At 38.7% G+C, this 21040-nt stretch carries 17 protein-coding genes; 7 read left to right on the forward strand and 10 right to left on the reverse strand.

Annotation, left to right across the window (positions count from 1 at the left end; all coding sequences use genetic code 11):
* Nucleotides 1-65: 65 nt before the first annotated feature.
* The 3 genes from ACOH2D_RS13300 to ACOH2D_RS13310 all read right to left on the reverse strand — a co-directional run bounded on the left by ACOH2D_RS13300 (nucleotide 66) and on the right by ACOH2D_RS13310 (nucleotide 1899).
* Nucleotides 66-191 (reverse strand): hypothetical protein, encoded by a 126-nt coding sequence (locus ACOH2D_RS13300; RefSeq protein WP_348035140.1) that lies wholly within the window; start codon nucleotides 189-191, stop codon nucleotides 66-68.
* Nucleotides 192-304: 113 nt separating this feature from the next.
* Complete coding sequence (locus ACOH2D_RS13305) at nucleotides 305-757, reverse strand: DUF2007 domain-containing protein (protein WP_348035139.1); 453 nt, start codon at nucleotides 755-757, stop codon at nucleotides 305-307.
* Nucleotides 754-1899, reverse strand: coding sequence for an aminotransferase class I/II-fold pyridoxal phosphate-dependent enzyme (locus ACOH2D_RS13310; RefSeq protein ID WP_348035138.1), 1146 nt, complete (start codon nucleotides 1897-1899; stop codon nucleotides 754-756). The genes ACOH2D_RS13305 and ACOH2D_RS13310 overlap by 4 nt, the downstream gene beginning before the upstream one ends.
* 116 nt (nucleotides 1900-2015) lie before the next feature.
* On the opposite strand from ACOH2D_RS13310, the gene ACOH2D_RS13315 reads away from it, so the two are divergent.
* The gene (locus ACOH2D_RS13315; RefSeq protein WP_449535533.1) at nucleotides 2016-3803 is read left to right on the forward strand and encodes a M61 family metallopeptidase; all 1788 of its coding nucleotides are present in this window, start codon (nucleotides 2016-2018) and stop codon (nucleotides 3801-3803) included.
* A 270-nt stretch (nucleotides 3804-4073) separates the two neighbouring features.
* On the opposite strand, the gene ACOH2D_RS13320 is transcribed toward ACOH2D_RS13315, so the two are convergent.
* From ACOH2D_RS13320 to ACOH2D_RS13350, 7 genes are all read right to left on the reverse strand, one after another.
* Nucleotides 4074-4349, reverse strand: a complete 276-nt coding sequence (locus ACOH2D_RS13320) for a F0F1 ATP synthase subunit delta/epsilon (protein ID WP_449535534.1) — start codon at nucleotides 4347-4349, stop codon at nucleotides 4074-4076.
* A gap of 74 nt (nucleotides 4350-4423) precedes the next feature.
* On the reverse strand, nucleotides 4424-5932 hold the full coding sequence (gene atpD / locus ACOH2D_RS13325) for a F0F1 ATP synthase subunit beta (RefSeq protein WP_348034693.1): 1509 nt from the start codon (nucleotides 5930-5932) through the stop codon (nucleotides 4424-4426).
* 190 nt (nucleotides 5933-6122) lie between these two features.
* Nucleotides 6123-7751 (reverse strand): SGNH/GDSL hydrolase family protein, encoded by a 1629-nt coding sequence (locus tag ACOH2D_RS13330; RefSeq protein ID WP_449535535.1) that lies wholly within the window; start codon nucleotides 7749-7751, stop codon nucleotides 6123-6125.
* Nucleotides 7752-7764: 13 nt separating this feature from the next.
* The gene (locus ACOH2D_RS13335) at nucleotides 7765-10548 is read right to left on the reverse strand and encodes a TonB-dependent receptor (protein ID WP_449535536.1); all 2784 of its coding nucleotides are present in this window, start codon (nucleotides 10546-10548) and stop codon (nucleotides 7765-7767) included.
* A 216-nt stretch (nucleotides 10549-10764) separates the two neighbouring features.
* Nucleotides 10765-12612 (reverse strand): glutamine--fructose-6-phosphate transaminase (isomerizing), encoded by a 1848-nt coding sequence (gene glmS / locus ACOH2D_RS13340; RefSeq protein ID WP_449535537.1) that lies wholly within the window; start codon nucleotides 12610-12612, stop codon nucleotides 10765-10767.
* A 5-nt stretch (nucleotides 12613-12617) separates the two neighbouring features.
* Entirely contained in the window at nucleotides 12618-14243 is a 1626-nt protein-coding gene (gene bamH / locus ACOH2D_RS13345) for a BamH family beta-barrel-assembly machinery protein (RefSeq protein ID WP_449535538.1), read from the reverse strand.
* Between the two features lie 50 nt (nucleotides 14244-14293).
* Nucleotides 14294-15103 (reverse strand): glycogen/starch synthase, encoded by an 810-nt coding sequence (locus tag ACOH2D_RS13350; RefSeq protein ID WP_348034698.1) that lies wholly within the window; start codon nucleotides 15101-15103, stop codon nucleotides 14294-14296.
* Between the two features lie 108 nt (nucleotides 15104-15211).
* Here ACOH2D_RS13350 and panC point away from each other — a divergent pair, with 108 nt between their 5' ends.
* The 6 genes from panC to radA all read left to right on the forward strand — a co-directional run.
* A complete protein-coding gene (gene panC, locus ACOH2D_RS13355) occupies nucleotides 15212-16060 on the forward strand; it encodes a pantoate--beta-alanine ligase (RefSeq protein ID WP_449535539.1) in 849 nt (282 codons plus the stop codon).
* Nucleotides 16061-16073: 13 nt separating this feature from the next.
* Nucleotides 16074-16424 (forward strand): aspartate 1-decarboxylase, encoded by a 351-nt coding sequence (gene panD, locus ACOH2D_RS13360; protein ID WP_348034700.1) that lies wholly within the window; start codon nucleotides 16074-16076, stop codon nucleotides 16422-16424.
* Nucleotides 16425-16426: 2 nt separating this feature from the next.
* Nucleotides 16427-17398: a lysylphosphatidylglycerol synthase transmembrane domain-containing protein gene (locus tag ACOH2D_RS13365; protein WP_449535540.1), complete on the forward strand. Its 972-nt coding sequence runs from the start codon at nucleotides 16427-16429 to the stop codon at nucleotides 17396-17398.
* An 84-nt stretch (nucleotides 17399-17482) separates the two neighbouring features.
* Nucleotides 17483-18622 carry an alpha/beta hydrolase gene (locus ACOH2D_RS13370; protein ID WP_449535541.1) on the forward strand — a complete coding sequence of 380 codons (1140 nt, stop codon included), beginning with the start codon at nucleotides 17483-17485 and terminating at the stop codon, nucleotides 18620-18622.
* An 86-nt stretch (nucleotides 18623-18708) separates the two neighbouring features.
* Complete coding sequence (locus ACOH2D_RS13375) at nucleotides 18709-19881, forward strand: alpha/beta hydrolase (RefSeq protein WP_449535542.1); 1173 nt, start codon at nucleotides 18709-18711, stop codon at nucleotides 19879-19881.
* A 72-nt stretch (nucleotides 19882-19953) separates the two neighbouring features.
* Nucleotides 19954-21040, forward strand: a 1087-nt coding sequence (gene radA / locus ACOH2D_RS13380; RefSeq protein WP_449535543.1) for a DNA repair protein RadA, incomplete at its 3' end; no start/stop codon positions are given.

The following is a 21040-nucleotide window of genomic DNA, read 5'->3' on the forward strand; positions in this document are numbered from 1 at the left end:
TTTAGATGCGCTAAGTTAAGGAATCGAAACTAATTGTTTTAAAATGAATGTTAAATATTTGGGTGTTACCCCGCTAAGGCGTGGTCGGGCTGTCCGCTATATCTTTTTGCTTTGAAAAAAAGCAAAAAGGATGTCGCTTCCATCCCTAACACAACTTCTGCTGTTTTTGGAGCTTCGTTTGTTAAAGCCAAAGAATCCTTCATTTGAATGTTGGTCGTTATTATGCAATTTTAAATAATAACTATTAAAAGAATACTCTAAAAAGCAGCTCAATCTGCGTCACCCGCCTGAACGGACGGGCAGGTCAGCGTTCTATTCTTAATGTGGGCGAAATACGTTTCATCTTTAAATCAAACTCCGTATCACACATTTCACATCGGTATCTATGTTTCGTGTGAAAAGGAAGCGAAGAAAATAAAACGCCATAAATAAATGAAAAAAGTGATTTCGCATCTTTAATGGTGGAGAAGAGTTCGATATGCATGCTCTTGCAATTGGGGCAATGAATAGTCTCACTTTCATCATCAATTGAATACGGTTTGATGGCATTTAAAATCTGTTTGGCTTCTGTTGCTTGATAGGAGAGGACTTTCAACTTTACGCCACCAATGGCGCGGCTAACTAATGGATCGGTATCAATGGTCAGGTTATCCGTCAGGAAAACTTCGATGCCATCGGCTTCCAATCTGCCTTTGATAATCTGCGCTTCCGAAGAATATTGAAATACAGCCACTGTTGTAAAGGTTTCATTTTTCATGAGAAAAAGGGTGCTAAGAGCGACAACACTTTTGAAATTTCATCTTCTGAGTTGTACGCATGGATACAAAAACGAATGCGCTCCTGACCTTTGGGTACTGTTGGGGAGAAAATTGGCTCAGGATCAAAGCCTTTTTCATTAAGATGACGAACAATTTTTTTGACCTTTTCACTATCGGAAATCGTACAGCATTGAATAGCAGAATTACTTTCTGTAAAATACTTTTCGAGTTGATTTTCTTTTAGTTTTTCTTTAAAAAAACGAATGTTCTGGTTCAGTTTTTTTATGGCGTGTGTAAGTTCCAATTCTTTATAGGACGCTTTTATGGTCATTAGAGAGTGAGGAGCAATAGCCGTGGTGTAGCTGGACGGACTTGAGAACTGGATAAGATAGTCTATCAGTCCTTGATCTCCCAAAATGGCAGCACCATGTGAGCTTAAGGCTTTTCCAAAGCTGATCAATCGCGCAAAAACAGACTTGTCAATTCCCAAACTACGCACTAAACCCTCACCTTCCTTTCCAAAAACACCTATGGCATGCGCTTCGTCAACAATCAATCGAAACTTGTTGAGCTCACAAAAATCGGCTATAGCCACTAAATCGGGCGTGTCCCCATCGATTGAAAATACAGATTCCGTAGCAATATAAACTTCTGTGTTTTCAGTAAAATGCGGTTGTTCATTTTGGCAAATGCGCTTTAAATCTTCCAAATCATTATGCTTGAAGGCGAAAGCTTTTGCTTCGCCCATGGCTATTCCATCCCGTATTGAAGCATGGATCAGTTCATCATAAAAAATGATGTCGTCGTGTTGAGGGACGCAAGAAAAGAAGCCTAGGTTGGCATTGTAGCCAGAATTAAAGATTAAGGCGGCATTGCAATGATAAGTTTCACAAATGAGCTCTTCTACTTCGGCATAAAGTTGATGATTACCCGATAAAAGCCAGGAGCCTTTGGAGCCATTTTGAAAGATGAACTCATTCTCCAAATAATAATGGGTCCGGTCAAAAATCTCATTGGACATCGAAAATCCTAAATAATCATTGGAGGCAAAATCCACCAATAGTTGTGGCATATCCAATGCTCTGAAAGTGATTTCAGCATTGCGAGCATCTAACTGGTCTTGAAGTTTTTTCGGAATCATGATGTAAATATACGAAGACCGTTCAGGATTTCAATCTTGAAATGACGAGACTATGAGGTCTCAGAAAGATAGGAAAATCAAAAACATCGTATATTTGGGAATCAAAAACGCTAATTATGATTCGTATTCTATTCTCCTTGACCTTTGTTTTGTCTTCATTCGTTTTTCAAGCGCAAATTTCTTCAAAATATACTATTTCCTTTGAAAATGCCGTACATCATGAAGCGACAATTCAGGCTTCATTTACCAATTTGAAATCTGACGCTGTCGAGTTTTCTATGGCCCGTTCTTCACCAGGTCGCTACGCTTTGCACGAATTCGCAAAAAACGTGTACAATGTGAAGGTTACCGATGGTAAAGGAAATCCACTCGAGGTCACTAGGCCAAATCCGTCATCATGGAGCGTTAAAAACAAGGACGGCACCATTCATGTCAGTTATACTTTATTTGGCAATCATGGCGATGGTACGTATGCCCAGATTGATGAAACGCATGCGCATTTGAATATGCCGGCAACACTCGTCTATGTTCCAGAACTTGAAGCCCAAGAAATGGAAGTGACTTTTGATGTTCGAGAGGATTTCAATTGGAAGATTGCCACCCAACTCAAACATCAATACGGTACGACCTATTACGCAAAAGATTTTCAATATTTGATGGACAGTCCGGTGGAGATTGCCAACTTTAGAAAACGTTCTTTTGATGTAAAGGGGCAGACCATTACGTTTATACTGCATGATGATGACGCCACAGAACAACAGGTTGATATTTATTTTGAAAAGATCAAAAAGATAGTTTTAGAACAAATGCAGATCTTCGGCGAATTGCCAACTTTTGATTATGGCGAATATACTTTTTTGGGCTGCTATATGCCGAATGCAACTGGAGATGGGATGGAGCATCGGAATTCAACTGCAATTCCGAGCTCGAGAAGTTTGTCGAATGGCGGTATCGAAACAAATATTGGCACCGTTGCTCATGAATTTTTCCATATTTGGAATGTGGAGCGTTTGCGTCCAAAATCATTGGAGCCTTTTGATTTTTCAAGAGCAAATATGAGTGGCGATTTGTGGTTTGCTGAAGGATTTACCAGCTATTTTGATGATCTGTCTTTAGTCAGATCTGGCATTATAAGTCAAGAGAAATATCTTGAAGGACTTACAAGAACCTTCAATTACGTATGGACGTCACCTGCGCGTCAATTTTTCAATCCTATTGGAATGAGTTATCAAGCGCCGTTTACGGATGCGGCACGATCGGTAGATGAAACCAATCGGGAAAACACCTTTATTTCCTATTATTCTTATGGTAGTATGCTGGGACTGGCTTTGGATTTATCCTTGAGAGAAAAGAATCTTAATCTGGATGACTATATGACCTTATTGTGGAAGAACTTTGGAAAACCTGAAATCCCTTATACGGCTGAGGATTTACATCAAACCTTAAGCACTTTTGCAGGAAAGGCCTTTGGCGATGAATTCTTTAATAATTACATCTATAAAAGTGGGATGCCAAATTACGAGCAACTTTTAAAACAGGTTGGCGTGACTTTGGAAACGAAAATTAACATCGATTTTGGAGCCATCGTCAGAAATCAAAAAATTATGAGCAATCCTAAAATGGGATCTTCGGCCTATAAAGCTGGATTTCAAAAAGGAGATAAGCTGCTTAAGATCGGAGCGATTGCACTTGATGAAACTATGGACGTCAATGCGGTTTTAAGTGCGTTTAAGGTTGGCGAAGAGGTCTTGGTATTGATTGATCGTTTTAAAGATCAAAAAGAAATACCGCTTACCATTTCAACAGAAGTGTCCTATGGTTTGAAGTTCTTGGATGGCAATTCCAAAGAATTGACCAAAAAGATAAAGCAGAAACGGGCAGGTTGGTTAAACTCGAAAGTATAGATGAGGAGAGGAGATTTCTCAGTACTAAGTATTCAGTACAAAGTATTAAGAAGTGTTCCTGAAGTCCAATACACTGATAAAATAGTCGACAGTAAGTCCGAATAATGTTTTTTTACAAACCTATCTAAGAATATAAATTAAGAATTACTATCCTATAATGTTTCAAAATCATTCATATACGAAGACGGTTTAAGCAGAGATTCATGGTATAAAAGCAAAAAAATCACGCTTTTGGGCGTGATTTTTTTATTTGTAATAAGCGTGTTTTGATTAGTCAACCAATACAATCACTTTATTGTCTTTCATTTCAACAGTACCGCTGTTGATTTCTATAACCCAACTTCCATTTTCTTGAGTAAAGCTACTCGAGTGGCTTTCTGCAATGGTTGCATTGCCTTTGAATTTTAGTTTTCCTTTTCCAAGAAGTGAAACAATGGCCGCGTGACCATTCAACATTTGGAATTCGCCCTCAACACCTGGAACCGTAACGCTTTCAACATTACCGCTAACAAGTGAAGCTTCTGGGGATACAATTTCTAAATACATATTTTTATAGTTTGCAGTCCGCAGTCTTCAGTCGGCAGTCACTGAGGACTGAAGACTGATGACTGCCTACTTATTTAGGCTTCAGCAAGCATTTTCTCACCAGATTCGATCGCCTCGTCAATGGTTCCTTTAAGGTTGAAAGCAGATTCCGGTAAGTGATCTAATTCACCATCCATAATCATGTTGAATCCTTTGATAGTTTCTTTAATATCAACCAATACTCCAGGAATCCCTGTAAATTGCTCAGCAACGTGGAACGGTTGTGATAAGAAACGTTGTACTCGTCTTGCACGTCCTACAGCCATTTTATCTTCTTCAGATAGTTCTTCCATCCCAAGAATAGCAATAATATCCTGTAATTCTTTATAGCGTTGTAATAACTCTTTTACGCGTTGTGCACAGTCGTAATGTTCGTTTCCTAAAATTTCAGCAGTTAGGATACGTGATGTAGAATCCAATGGATCCACAGCAGGGTAAATTCCTAACTCAGCAATTTTACGAGATAATACAGTTGTAGCATCTAAGTGGGCAAACGTTGTAGCAGGAGCAGGGTCTGTTAAGTCATCCGCAGGTACATATACCGCTTGTACCGATGTAATTGAACCTCTTTTTGTGGATGTAATACGCTCTTGCATGGCACCCATTTCAGTTGCCAATGTTGGTTGGTAACCTACCGCAGATGGCATACGACCTAATAATGCCGATACTTCAGAACCCGCTTGTGTAAAACGGAAGATATTATCAACGAAAAATAATACGTCTTTTCCTTGTCCTTCACCAGCACCATCACGGAAATACTCAGCAATAGTCAGTCCTGATAAAGCCACACGAGCACGAGCTCCAGGAGGTTCGTTCATTTGTCCAAAAACGAAAGTTGCTTTAGACTCTTTCATCACCGATTTATCTACTTTAGATAAATCCCATCCGCCTTCTTCCATGGACTGCATGAAGTCGTCACCATATCTAATAATGCCTGACTCGAGCATCTCTCTCAAAAGGTCATTTCCTTCACGAGTTCTTTCTCCAACTCCAGCAAATACTGAAAGTCCACCGTGACCTTTTGCAATATTGTTAATCAACTCCTGGATCAATACCGTTTTACCAACACCAGCACCACCAAACAAACCAATTTTACCACCTTTTGCATAAGGCTCAATCAAATCGATAACTTTGATACCCGTGAATAAAACTTCTGTAGAAGTTGAAAGATCTTCAAATTTAGGTGCCTGTCTGTGGATCGGTAAACCAGCGTTACCTGCTTTAGGTAAATCACCCAATCCGTCGATAGCATCACCAATAACATTAAACAAACGACCGTAAACATCATCGCCAATTGGCATTTGAATTGGAGCGCCAGTAGCCACAACTTCAGTGCCTCGGCTCAATCCGTCAGAAGAATCCATAGCAATGGTACGAACAGTATCTTCACCAATATGAGATTGAACTTCTAGTACCAATAAAGAACCGTCAGGTCTTTTAATTTCTAAAGAATCATAGATTTTTGGAAGCTCTGAACCCGCTTCAAACGCTACGTCGATAACTGGACCAACGATTTGTGCAACTTTACCTGTAACTTTTGACATTACTTATATGTTTAATGTTGAATTGAATAATATACGAAAACATCTTTACGCAAACATGTTGAGTCTGTTATTTTTCGCGCTGCAAAGATATATGTTTTTAATTAAAAAGGGAAACCCTTTTAAGCCTTTTTTAAGCATAAAAAAACACCTTCTTTGGAAAGGTGTTTTATTATCGAAATTTAAGTTTTTTTTATCTAAATGTTGCGCTGTAGTTTGTTGGATAATTTCCTACATCTGCCTTAACGCCAGCGGCTACAAAATTGGATCCATACTTGGCATCAATAGCTTTTAAAAATGCGTTTGCCATGACTGCATAGCCTCTTGATGTTAAATGGATGCCATCTAAACTTACAAGACCACCTGTAACTAATTTTGTGGTAAATTTAAATTTACCATCGGTATATCCCGTAGTGGAAGCCGTTTGCAAAATAGACTTAAAATCTACAATCGCTAAATCATATTGGTTGGCTACCGCTGCAATGGATTGATTGTACAAGTCTGTAGCAGTTTTTACATTCAATTGTTCTTGAGGCGTTAACACCCATTTGTCTGCTAAAGGCAATGTAACACCTTCTACTGAAAATTGACCTGCCAATTCTTGAGATAGTCCTTGTCCCATCAATGACTTTACTGAGCTCATATTAACAGTGCCAATAACGGTGCTACTTGGTAAAACCAATAAGTCATTTTTTGTGGCCTGTCTCGCTTGTCCGTAAGTATTGGCCAATAGGCCTGCAACTATAGGTGCTGCTTGAGCAGGTAAACCGAATTGTGCAACAAAAGCTGGAAAGGTTGGACTTGCATTTAAAGCACCAGCAATTTGAGGGGCGATGTTAATTAAATCTTCGTCATAAATAACCACGGCACTTGCTGCAGTTTGCGAGAAAACAATAACTCTAGATGGATCGATGGCCTCAAATATTTGATTTAAAGCGCCAAAAATAGTGTTCAACATCGGGATTTGTGGTCCGAAGGATGGATTAGCTGGGCTAAGTGGATTATATGGTACCGTTGTGAAATGTGGTAAGTTTGTAATATAAGGTACATTAGTAACCACACCTTTTGCTCCCTTAGAAGTCAATGCGCCAACTGACGCTTGAAATGCAGCTGCAAACACAGTGGGATCAGTGATATCGTTTCCACCGTAGGTGGCCGGATCCATATTACCTACTTGATAAACTCCGGTTCCACCAGAAGTCGCATAAGCTAAAACATCATTTCCTCCAACTTCAGAAAGTGTAAAAAATGTAGGGTTTTGTGCAAGCGCATCCGCAATAATTGTTGTATTTGCGCTGGACGCCATTCTAGCAAAATATGGATTTGCTTTTCCAACTGGAACTCCAGCCACATTTCCATAGCCAGGAGCTACAAAATGAAAGCTTTTCGCACCAGGAACTCCCAGGTTATTAAATGGTCCAGTGAGTATATTTGAGACTTCTGTTGTTGGCGTTGCCGCTAACAGTTGCGGTCCAGTACCATTGAAAAATAATCGTGGATTAGCAATTACGTTGCCGCTAAAAAGTAATCCACCAATATTATCTTTCTTTAAAGGTTGGGTAAAAGAGCCCCCACCAACAGTAGTGAACTGTTGGTTTAAAATATTTGGAAAGGAATTGGTTTGACTTGCAATGAATACGGCTCCGTCAGCATAACCTGCGGTAAAAGAAGCTCCTACAGCAACATATTTTGAAAAATTTGCTGAACCAGCGGTTAGCTCTGGTAATGCTTCGACATCTGGGGTGTGATCATACTCATCGTCACTACACGCTGTAAAAACAACTAAAAGAGCGGACAGCAGTAAATATTTTATATTTTTCATTGTATTTTTTGTTTTAGAAGTTGTTAATAGTCCAAGATACATAGTACATAGAACCAATAGAACCTGTACCAATCGCTGTAAAGTACTCTTCACCAAGAACGTTGGTCGCACCTACCTTAAAGATTGATTTCAAAGAAGGCACAGTTAAGTTCAGCTGTGCATCAAGTGTGTGGTATGCAGGGATGTGACCATCGCCAAATGTAGCTTGCCAGAAGTATTTGTCACTCCATCTCCATGCAGCGTTAAATCCGAAATTCTTAAACAAATCAGTGTTGCCAAAGTTAACTTTTGCTTTATGTAACGGAGTGTTGAAACTTGTTTTGAAATCAGGAAATGCTGCTTGATCGAAATCTTGTTTCGTGTAGGTATAGCTTCCTCCTAAATCAAAGTTTCCAAAAACTTTAGTTTCTAAGCCTATTGAGCCACCGTATGAGTTAACGTCTGCTTGGGAATTAGTATAGAGTGAATAGGCTTTATAGTCACCATTTGCAATAGCCATGATTGATAATCCACCGTCTCCAGCGGTGCCGTAGAAAGGTGCAATAACAACTTCACTAGAGATAAAATCTTTGTATTTGTTATAGTAAACACTCATGTCAAAAACAACTTTATTGACCTTTCCGCGATATCCGATTTCTGCTGAAGTAATTTTTTCAGGTTGAACAAGATCCGGATTTCCAACTTCTAAAAGTGCTGGATTACCTGTGGCTGCAAAAGCTTGAACTGAAGATGCCAAATAGGAATTGGTATACCCAGCTCCACCAGTTTGGGTGATGGTTGCAGGTTGTCCGAATCCTATTTGACCAGCAGTACTGATGGCATAAGTTCTAACATAGCGATCCAGGTTAGAAGGTGCAGATCCAACTAAAATTGCTCTACCAGCGTCTAAGCCAATGAATAAATCTTGAGTGGTTGGATTTCTAAATCCTGTTTGTACTGAAGCTCTGATGTTATGGCTTTGATTTACGGTCCAACCTGCAGAAAGTCTTGGAGACAAAAACCCTTCAAAAAACTCAGATTTGTCATAGCGTAAGGATCCTGTTAATTTTACTTTCATATCGCCACCAAGACTTAATTCCTTTTGTAATTGGGTATATGCGCCATATTCAGAATAATCGATCGGACCATCAAAGTCAGTATAAATAGTTCCGAATGAATTTAAATTGTATTGTCTGTAAGATCCACCAACTTGAATGTCGATAACATTCCATAAGTGTGAAAAATTGTAATTGGCATCCGCATGATAATATTTAGAGGCATCTCTAAATTGCGAACCTTGTGCTAAATCAGGATTGCCAATTACCGTATTAAAAGCCGATTTAAATTCTGGAGTACCTGGTATCAAACGTCCCGTCTCTGCAGTTTGTCTTGCTAAGGCATGAGCTTGAGCATCTGTAGCCCCGCCCAAAGTGGACTTTAAATAAGTGCCTGCATACTCTCCAAACCATGTGGCGTCTGGCTTCCATGTTCTGTTCACGTTAATTCCCGTAAAGACCATGTCGTAAGAATCTCCAGCTTTATCTGCTACAACGTATCCTCTTAAAAAGAAGTTGTTGTTTTTTAATTCGATTTTATGTTGTTGTTGGGTAAAACCATTGATGTTATAGCGGTTGGTACCTTGGTAAATGGTACTACCTGTACCTATTTTACCAACGTATTGGATTTCGAAATCATTGGCCCATGGGCGTAAGTAAAGTCCCCAGTCTGCTTTAATACTTTCTGCGTTATAATTTGTTAAATCGCGCTCTTCATAACCTGTTCTGCTCACAACTACAGAAGGAACTATTGCACTAGCACCGGCTGGAATAAGGCCCATTTTTTCTAATGTTTGTGCAACACCGTTAATATTAGTTGACACTTCATCACCATAGATATTATAGCCATCATAATCTAAACTTGCTCGTGTAGCTCCAGTTCCAGGTTTTCCACGGTAGTTGTTAGCGGTCCAGTCGGTTCCTTTTAACCAGCCGAAGTTAACTTTGGCTGCGAAGTAATCGCTGAATTTATAAGCCATTCTTAGTCCAGAATCTCGGTAGGTGTTATCTCCAGCAGCATCTTGGGATGTGAACCCCTGTTTGTGGTAACCACTAATACCTTGAAAGTCGAAAGGGTTTTTACTGCGCATAAAAAGAATACCGTTAAAGGCATTCGCACCGTATAATGCAGAAGCTGCACCCGGAAGGATTTCAACACTTAGGACGTCCGTTTCGTTCATCCCTACTAAGTTGCCAATTGGGAAGTTTAAAGCTGGTGCTGCGTTGTCCATACCATCTACCAATTGCATAAAACGCGTGTTGGCAAAGGTGGCAAAGCCTCTGGTGTTAATCGATTTGAAGGTTAAACTGTTCATGTTGACATCAACACCTTTTAAATTTTCCAATCCGTCGTAAAAACCGGCGGAAGCCGTGTTATTGATTTCTTTGAGACCAAACCTTTCAACAGTTACTGGCGATTCGAACACACGTTCTGGCGTTCTTGAGGCAGAAATAACTACTTCATCCAGAGACGTACCTTCGTTCAGTTTGAAATCAAGGGTTTGAGTTGTTGCGGTCACTTGCTTTGTTATAGTTTCAAAACCAACACTACTTACTTGAATAGAAAATGGTGGTTTTTGAGAAGCGTTTAAAATATAGTTTCCGTCAAAGTCGGTTACCGTCCCAGTTGATGTGCCTACAATAATCACATTGGCTCCTGGTAACGGTTGGCCAGTGGCATCTGTTACGTGTCCTTTTACTGTTGTTTGCGCATAAGTTAGAGCAACACTTAGCAGCATCATAATCTTAAGAATTGTTTTCATTTTAGGGAGTTAGTTGATTGTGGATACCAATATAAATAATAAAATGATACTTTGAATTATTTTTATACAAAATTATGCGTGCATAGTATTATTTGATAAACAATCGGCAATTATTTATAGAATTTATTAAATAAAAAAGGCTAAAAACTATAATTAGATAGTTTTTAGCCTTTTGTTAGACTCCATGTTTTCAGAACATAAATTCTGAAATGGTGGTTATTCTACAGTTACTGACTTCGCAAGATTTCGTGGTTGATCCACGTTTTTTCCTAGCATTACTGCAATATGATAAGATAATAATTGCAACGGAATGGTCGTCAATAAAGGGGATAGATTCTCCAAGGTTTCAGGAACTTCAATTACGTAATCGGCAAGCTCTCTCACGTGTTCGTCACCTTCGGTTACAATGGCGATAATTTTTCCTTTTCGCGCTTTAATCTCTTGAATGTTACTGACTATTTTATCGTAATGTCCTTTTTTAGTCGCCACAATTATGACTGGCATGTTTTCATCGATAAGCGCAATAGGGCCATGTTTCATTTCGGCAGCAGGATAGCCTTCGGCGTGAATGTACGAGATTTCCTTAAGTTTTAAAGCACCTTCTAAAGCTACAGGGAAGTTATAGCCTCTACCTAAATAAAGCATATTAGGTGAATCTTTATAAGTTCGAGCTATTTCTTGTATATGTTTATCTGCTTTTAAAGCAATTTTCACTTTTTCTGGGATAAGCTCCAATTCTTGTAACTGTCTGCGATAGTCCGTACTTGACATGGTGCCTTTGGCTCTTGCCAAACGCAATGCGATTAAGGTTAAGACTGTAATTTGAGTGGTAAATGCTTTAGTAGAAGCCACCCCAATTTCTGGGCCCGCATGTGTGTATGCGCCCGCTTGGGTTTCTCTTGCGATAGATGAACCGACAACATTACAGACTCCAAATACAAAAGCACCTTTCGATTTTGCTAATTTAATAGCGGCTAAAGTATCGGCAGTTTCACCTGATTGTGAAATGGAGATCACCACATCTTTTTCGGTAATGACTGGGTTTCGATATCTAAATTCTGAAGCATACTCTACTTCCACTGGGATTCTTGCCAGGTCTTCAAAAATGTACTCGGCTACTAATCCAGCATGCCATGAAGTGCCGCAGGCCACAATGATAATACGGTCGGCATTAAGAAAACGCTTCATGTTATCTTCAACACCTGCCATTTTTATGATGCCCTCATTCACTAACAATCGGCCCCTATAGGTATCTTTTATCGCTAAAGGTTGTTCGTAAATTTCCTTTAACATAAAGTGCTCATAGCCACCTTTTTCGATCTGTTCTAAATTGAGCTGTAATTTTTGAATGTAAGGATTAACTAAAGAGTCATCTTGGATTTTCCTGATTTTAATATCTTTATCCAATCTGATAATGGCCATTTCTTCATCTTCCAGATAGATGGCGTTTTCAGTATATTCAATGAATGGAGAAGCATCACTGGCAATAAAAAACTCGCCTTCGCCAATCCCAATAGCCAACGGACTACCTAATTTGGCTACAACAATTTCATTGGGTTTGGTTTTATCAAACACAGCGATCGCATAAGCGCCAACAACTTGGTTGAGGGCTATTTGAACTGCTTTTCCTAGTTGTATTTTTTCATTGATCATAACATCTTCAATCAGATTGATCAATACTTCCGTATCTGTATCTGATTGAAACGTATAGCCGCGCGTACTCAATTCTTTTTTTAAGGCGTCATAATTTTCAATGATCCCATTATGAATGATGGCCAAATTACCAGAATTGGAAAAATGTGGGTGGGAATTCACATCATTGGGAACACCATGTGTGGCCCAACGGGTGTGTCCGATCCCCAGTTTTCCGCTAGTTGACATTTCTTTTTCTAAACGCTCTTGCAAATCGGCAACCTTGCCTTTTGTTTTGCACATATTGAGGTCCTTGCCATCATACAAGGCAATACCGGCGCTGTCATAGCCACGGTATTCTAGGCGTTGTAATCCTTTTAAAACAATCGGGTAAGCCTCTCTATGACCTATGTATCCAACAATTCCACACATAATATTTAGTTGTTTGGTTCAGTATAAAATATCTCCAAATATAATTTTTTATTCTCATCATTTACCTTATTACCATATAAAACTGTTCCTTTTGGAGATAGTATGTCGCTAACAGGTAATGATTTAACTGGACTGTTGTTGGAGGATAGAATGGATTTTTGTGCTCTTGGTTTACCCTCATTAGTGACTTCTGTATTGACGTTTAACGAAACTGTTAAGCCCAGGCTTACGTTTGAGGAGTCTCTTAATAAAAGATTCTTGATATGTTCAGTAATTTTGATTTTGTATTTCACGCCTTCCGAATCCTTGACATCAGTTTGCCTTTGTAATTTACCAAGATGATTGATTCTAGAATTATTGGCGTCAACCATATCTGCAGAATCGAAATTATAATCGGCTAGAGGAATTTTGTTTTTTGTATCATAAATGTAGATTCTATCCGGTTCCTGACCTTGTGTAAACGCTTGATCTACCCAAAAAACCAAGTTGGCTTCATTGATCAATCTTTTGGCTTTTTTGAATTTGCCGTTTTCAGTTACCACAAAATCATTTTTGAATTTTTCAAATTCAGTAAGGGTACCTTCATCATTGTCAACGTCAGTGCCTCCAAAGAGATTAATGACTGCCATGGCGCCTTGTCCACCTTTAAGGTACAATTTTTCATCGCCTGTAATTGGATTGCCTTCCGGAATTGCCAGCGTAAAATCATTGTCAAAAAAGTTGATTTTATTATTTGAAAAATTCAAGCGATATGTGCCTTTGACACGTTCGTCGTCAGTCCCAGTTGAAGGTGAACTGTAATACAAGGTGATATTTGCATTGGTCGATCCTAAATCAAGGAGCATCATGTTGCCATCGTTACCGATAGCCTCAGCTTCAAAATAAATGCCTCTGAAGTAATTCTGAAAGTTGTTTGTATTGCTCAGTTCTGCGCTACCTCCTTTACTAATGATTTTATTGTTCCAGAAACTAGGATCCATTTTATATCGCATAGCAGGCGCTAACTGTGTACTATCTGCTCCGTGTTTAAGTTTGATCTCTTTGTTGCTTGGATTAAATTTGGTAACATTAAGTAATTCTGTACCGCGCAATGAAGCCAAGGGAATTTGACTTGAAGCCGATAAAGAACGGTCTGAATAATACTTTTGAGGTGTGTCAAATCCTGAACTTGGATCAAAGCTTCTCAGAAAATAGGTGTTCTCATAAAGTTTGAAGTTGATAGGGCCATTTCCGAAAATCGAGTCTAACTTATAAGTTGTTACACCTTTTTCAATGCCTTTAGAGGTGCTGAAATAAGGAATAGTCACGACTACAGAGTCCAATGTTGTTTCCGTAGGAAATTTTGGATCCATTACGGTTGGTGACAATTGGGTTACTAAATTTGCTGTGGTATTACCATAAACCAGGTCTTTATAAACACCAAATAAATTGGAAGGCAACCCATTCGTTTGAACTGGGCCAAGTTTTTTGGTATAGGCGATGACCTCATACTTGTTATCAGAAACACCAAAATTATTTTCTCCAGAAATATCTGAGTCAAGAGATATAAAATCTTTGTCACATGCAACGAACGCAGTCGTTAATATAACTAGAACAAATAGGTTTTTCAAGGCGGGTTTTTTGTTTCTCATTACGATCTTTAGATGGGTTTAAAAGGAAATAACACAGGTTTAGCTGGTTTTTAGTTCAGTATGGTGTTGTTATAGAATTCAGAATAGGGTTCGGCAAAATCTTCTGGCGAAAAATACTCCAGAAAAGGCTTTTTGGAAGCTTCAATATAGTCTTCCAGTTCTTTAGGGAGTTCAGCTGAACCTTTTATGATGGCGTCCGAATAGTCAATTGCGACCTTCATGATGTTAATGTAATTAGGGGTTTCTAGTACCTTAATAGCGGCTTCATCAATGTTGTCAAATTTCACTTTGTTGATCATATTCATGTCTAACGTTCCATCAAAGCTTTGATTGTATACAGAGGTCACAATTTTACTTTCAGCGAATAAAGGTTCGTTTTTGTAATACTCTTTGAGGTAGATAGGGAGCAACGAGGCCAACCATCCGTTAACATGAATGACATCTGGTGCCCAATTTAGTTTTTTTACGGTTTCAATAACGCCTTTGGCAAAAAATATGGCACGCTCATCGTTGTCTGGATAAAGATTTCCATCTTCATCCGTTAACGTCGCTTTTCTTTTAAAATATTCTTCGTTGTCAATAAAATAAACCTGAATTCTTTCCTTAGGGATTGAGGCTACTTTGATCACTAAAGGCATGTCCAGGTCATTGATGACTAGGTTGATGCCTGAAAGTCTTATTACTTCATGCAGTTGATGTCTACGTTCATTTATGTTTCCATATCTTGGCATGAATATTCGTATTTGTCCACCTTGTTTATTTACCATTCTTGGTGCTTCAAATGACATTGAAGAAATTTCAGTTTCAGGCAAATAAGGTACAACCTCGGAAGACACATACAATATTCTCTTATCTTTCATAAATTACGTATTTAAAAAATTAAAAATTAAAACACGCAAAAGTACGAAATTTTATGCAGATTGTTGGTAAAATCTTAAGTTTGCACCGAGTTAATTTTTTGTTATAGGATGATAATCTGCCATAAAAAAGAAGAGTTAAGACAGGCTCTAGACGGTCTGAGCGGCCAAAATCAAACCCTTGGTTTTGTGCCCACTATGGGTGCTTTGCATGCGGGACATTTGTCATTAATTAAGCAAGGTTTGCTGGAAAACACGAAAATGGTGGTCAGTATCTTTGTCAATCCGACCCAGTTTGACAACGTCTCCGATCTTGAGAAATATCCGAGAAGCTTGGAGAACGATTTGGAATTATTGAAAAAACTTTCCAATGATATCATCGTTTATGCCCCATCACCCGATGATATCTATGGCGATGACATAGCTTCCGAAAATTTTGATTTCGATGGTTTGGAACATCAAATGGAAGGGAAGTTTCGTAAAGGTCATTTTGATGGGGTCGGAACCATTGTGAAACGACTTTTCGAAATCGTAAAGCCCGATGTGGCTTACTTTGGAAAGAAGGATTTTCAGCAATTACGAATCATCGAAAAGATGGTAGAAAAGTATCATTTGCCGGTAAAAATTATTGGCTGTGAGATTTTCAGGGCTGACGACGGACTCGCGATGAGTTCCAGAAACGAACGTTTAACGGAAAGTCAGAGGGAAGCCGTGCCTTTTATATATAAAATATTAAAAACTGCCAAAGAGCGTTTTGGTACAGAAAGTGCTCATGAAGTCACGGAATGGGTTGTCAAACAGTTTGGTAAGCAGGATTTGTTTACCTTGGAATATTTTACCATTGCTGATGAAGCTACCTTGGAATCCGTGAAAAGAAAATCAAAATTAAAATCATACCGAGCGTTTATTGCCGTGTTTGTTGGAGACATCAGACTTATTGATAATATAGCGCTAAATTAATTACCTTTGCCATATGCAAATACAAGTTGTAAAATCGAAAATACACCGTGTCAAATGTACGGGAGCTGAACTTCATTATATTGGAAGTATTACCATTGACGAAGATTTAATGGATGCCGCCAATATGATTCAAGGCGAAAAAGTTCAAATTGTCAATAATGACAATGGTGAACGGTTGGATACTTATGTGATTCCTGGTCCTAGAAATTCTGGCGAAATAACACTTAACGGTGCTGCAGCAAGAAAAGTGGCCGTTGGCGATACGCTTATTTTAATCACCTATGCGTTTATGGATCTGGAAGAGGCCAGGACATTTAAACCTTCTTTGGTTTTTCCTGATGAAGCGACCAACTTACTCAAGTAGTATTGAACCCAAAGACTAAAAAAACACTGCGGATTGTCCTGCCGGTTTTATTGGCTGCTTTTTTTGGATGGTACACCTTTTCAAAATTACCCATTGATGAAATCATTCCTTATTTTAAAACGGCAAACTACGGTTGGATTGCTCTAGGAATGCTTTTTGGATTATTAAGTAATTTGTCAAGGGCCTATCGATGGAAATATCTGATTGTACCTATGGGGTATTCTTGGAGGTTTCCCAATAGTGTCATGGCCGTTTTTATTGGCTATTTGGCCAATTTTGGCATTCCAAGATCTGGAGAAGTATTACGCGCAGCGGTTCTCACAAATTATCAGGGCGTGCCCTTTCAAAAGTCATTTGGTACTATAATTGCCGAACGGATGGCTGACTTAGTCATACTGCTGAGCATTGTTGCGGTGACGCTTTTAATCCAATTTGATTTTATTTTTGACCTTTTGGAGAAATCCTTTCAGCCAAAAAAGCTGATGCTTTTAGGGGTATTAGGTCTTGTTTTTTGCATTGTCATCTTTTTGTTCCTTAAAAAAAGTCAATCTAACATTGCTTTGAAAGTGAGGGATTTTGTTCGTGGATTATTGGAGGGGATTTTGAGTATCTTTAAGATGGAGCAGAAATGGGCCTTCATTTTTCATACCTTGTTTATTTGGCTGATGTATGTCCTGATGTTTTATGTAACCTCGTTGGCGGTCGATGATTTAAACGGGGTTTCCATTGGTGCCTTGTTAATCGCATTTATTGCAGGAAGCTTTACCGTTGCGGCTACTAATGGGGGTATTTTTGTATATCCATTGGCCATTGGTGCGGCTTTTTCTCTTTTTGCTATTCCAGAAAATCCAAGTATCGCTTTTGGATGGATTATTTGGTCTTCCCAAACCTTAATGATTATTATTATGGGAAGTCTTTCGTTCTTGTTTTTACCTATCTATAATAGCAAAACAAAGACAGTAATTAAAGCATGATGCTTTTTTAATCATTTAATAAGGCCGGTGAAAAAACCGAATAATTTTTTACCTTGCCGTAGCTAATATTAATTTTCCTACCACATGCAAAAGATTACCCTATTTCTATTGTTTCTCTTCAGTATCTTCATGGATGCACAGGTGATCTACCAGCCTATTGAATCATTAAAATTAGGAGAAACGAGAGACCTAAAGATCCAGTTGCCGAGAAATTATAATTCCGAAGATAAGTTTCAATATCCTTTGGTCATTGTTTTAGATGGGGATTATTTATTTGAACCATTTGCTGGCAATATTGATTATCAGGCTTATTGGGGGGAAATGCCGCAATGTGTTGTAGTGGGTATTAATCAAGGTAAAAGTCGCGAAAAAGACCTGTTTTACGACAAGGAAATCTTTTTTCCTGCTCATGAAGGTGCTTCCTTTTTTGAGTTTATTGGGATGGAATTGATTCCTTTTATTGAAAGTAAATACAATGTTTCCCAATTTAGAATTGTTGCTGGACACGATTTGAGTGCCAATTTCATTAACTATTATTTGTTTAAGGATAATCCCATCTTTAGGGCGTTCATTTTGCTAAGCCCAGATTTGGCTCCCGAAATGTCGGGAAGGGTTCAAGATCGGGTTACAGGCTTAAAAACAGATACCTTCTATTATATGGCCACGGCAGATAATGATATTGACAGTTTAAAAGGAAAAATTGTTGACCATAACGCACGATTGGGCATTATAAGCAATTCCAAAATGCATTATAGATTTGATGATTTTACGGATGCTGACCATTACTCATTGGTGGGCTTAGGCATTCCGAAGGCTTTAAATGAAATATTTTCTTTGTACAAACCCATCAACAAAAAGGAATATACGGATCAGGTTTTGACCTATCCGGAAGGTCCTTTTAAATATCTTCAAAAGAAGTATGCCGACATTAAGTTTTTCTACGGATTTGAGAAAAAGGTGGTCGAAAATGATATCAGAGCTGTCGCGGCTGCTGGGATGAAAAAAGATGATCGCGACGCACTGAGAGATTTGTCGAAATTAGCGCAAAAAGAATATCCAGAATCCATGATAAGTGCCTACTATACAGGAATGTATTGGGAAAACGAAAATAACGTCAAAAAGGCGTTGCACAGCTACCAATCTGGCTTGCTTTTAAAGGCTTCAGATTTTATTGACAAGGAGATGTTGTTAGATAAAATTTACAAGTTAAAACATCAAAAATAGCCAAATACTGCATTTCATCGAATAATTTATACAGATTAACTATAATTTGTATATATTTACCCTACCAAACTTAAACCTACCCATCGATGACAAAGGCCCTATTTTTTATATTCATCTTGCTGTGCAGTATTTCGATAAACGCACAAACAATTTATGAACAGTTCGAGTCCCGAAAGTTAAATTCCACCAGAGAATTGAAAATTAGGCTTCCTAAGGACTACGATGCGGATTCCAATTTAAAGTATCCCGTTATTTTGGTTTTTGATGCCGACTATTTGTTTGAGCCTGTTGTTGGGCAGGTTGCGTTTCAAACGTACTTTGATAAAATGCCAGAAGCCATTGTTGTAGGTGTTATTCAAGGTAAAGATCGGTTTTACGACAGCTATCATGATGAGATTTCAGGCGTGCCTATTGAATTTGGAGCACGATTTTATGAGTTTATCAGCACCGAATTAATCCCCCATATTGATCGCAAATATAAAACGAGTAAGTTTAAAGTTGCTGTTGGCCATGACCTTATGGCGAATTTCATGAACTCTTTCTTATTGAAAGATGATCCGTTGTTTAAGGCCTATGTTAATTTAAGTCCAGATTTTATAGGGAAAATGGATGATAATATCGCTCAACGATTGAAATGGTTAAAAGAAGATGTTTTTTATTATATGGCAACGAGTGAGGATGACCTTGCACCACTTCGAACTGGTATTCTTGAGGCCAACGAAAAATTAGGACAATTAAATAACAAAGCCTTGAAGTACTATTTTGATGACTTTAAAGGAGATTCTCATTATACGCTAGTGACTGGTGCTTTATCTCAAGCCTTGGATAAAATATTTGAGTTGTATAAACCTATTAGCGATAGAGAGTTTAAAAACGACATTCTTACGTACGACGGCACTTTAGACACTTATATTACTAAGCGTTACAAAAAGATTGACGATTTATTTGGAATCAACAAGCCGATTTCTGAAGATGAATTTGAAAAAATTATCAAAGCTGCCGAGCAACGCGGTGATGTCGCTTCTCTTGAAAAAATAGGGAAATTGGCCAACAAGCAAGATCCTACGACCTCTTATGGCACCTATTATATGGCGCTGCATGCTGAAAGAATAGGGAAAACCAAGCGTGCCAAAAAACTCTATGAATCTGCATTGGATTTAGAATCTACACCGCATATCAACAAAGATTTGATTCTTTTGAAAGTTGAAGGACTGACTACAATCGCCGTAGATGATAATGAAAGTGATATTGATGATTAACAAAGGATCAATTAGGATTTTTAATAAGAACTCTTACCAGAATTAGTTTTATTTTAGCTTAAACTTTGAAGGATGGCTAAATTAAAAACAACTTTTTTCTGTCAAAACTGTGGCAGTCAATATTCTAAATGGCAAGGACAATGTACGGCCTGTAAAGAATGGAATTCCATTGTTGAGGAAGTTATCCAAAAGGAAGAGAAGTCGAGTTGGAAAACGCCAACTTCCACGGTAAAGCGTGCTTCAAAACCTTTGCGTATTAATGAAATTGACGTTTCGCAAGAAGCGCGGATGAATACCGAAGATGAAGAGTTCAATCGCGTTCTTGGTGGTGGTATCGTTCCAGGCTCCTTGATTTTACTGGGCGGTGAGCCCGGTATCGGCAAGAGTACGCTTCTGCTTCAAATTTCATTAAAACTGCCTTATAAAACACTTTACGTTTCTGGTGAAGAAAGTCAGCAGCAAATCAAAATGCGCGCCGAGCGTATCAATCCGCGCAGCGCGAATTGTTATATCCTAACCGAAACAAAGACTCAGAACATCTTCAAGCAAATTGAGGCTTTGGAGCCCGATATCGTCGTTATTGATTCCATTCAAACCTTGCATAGCGATTATATCGAATCGTCCTCAGGAAGCATTTCACAAATCAAGGAATGCACGACCGAGCTAATCAAATTCGCGAAAGAAACCGCAACCCCAGTTATTTTAATCGGCCATATCACTAAAGATGGGAATATCGCCGGTCCAAAAATATTGGAGCATATGGTGGATACCGTATTGCAATTTGAAGGCGATCGCAATCATGTCTTCCGAATTTTAAGAGCACATAAAAACCGCTTTGGTTCTACCAATGAATTGGGTATTTACGAAATGCAGGGCTCAGGCTTGCGTGAAGTTTCCAATCCCTCCGAAATTTTGATTTCCAAAAAAGACGAAGAGCTATCGGGTAATGCCGTAGCATCGACCTTAGAAGGAATGCGTCCTTTAATGATTGAAGTACAAGCTTTGGTAAGTACGGCAGTTTATGGAACGCCGCAACGCTCGGCCACCGGATTTAATGCCAAGCGTTTGAACATGCTGTTGGCCGTTTTAGAAAAGCGTGCCGGATTTAGATTGGGGGCCAAAGACGTGTTTTTGAACATTACCGGCGGAATTTCAGTCG

The sequence above is a fragment of the Gelidibacter sp. genome, from assembly GCF_053579655.1.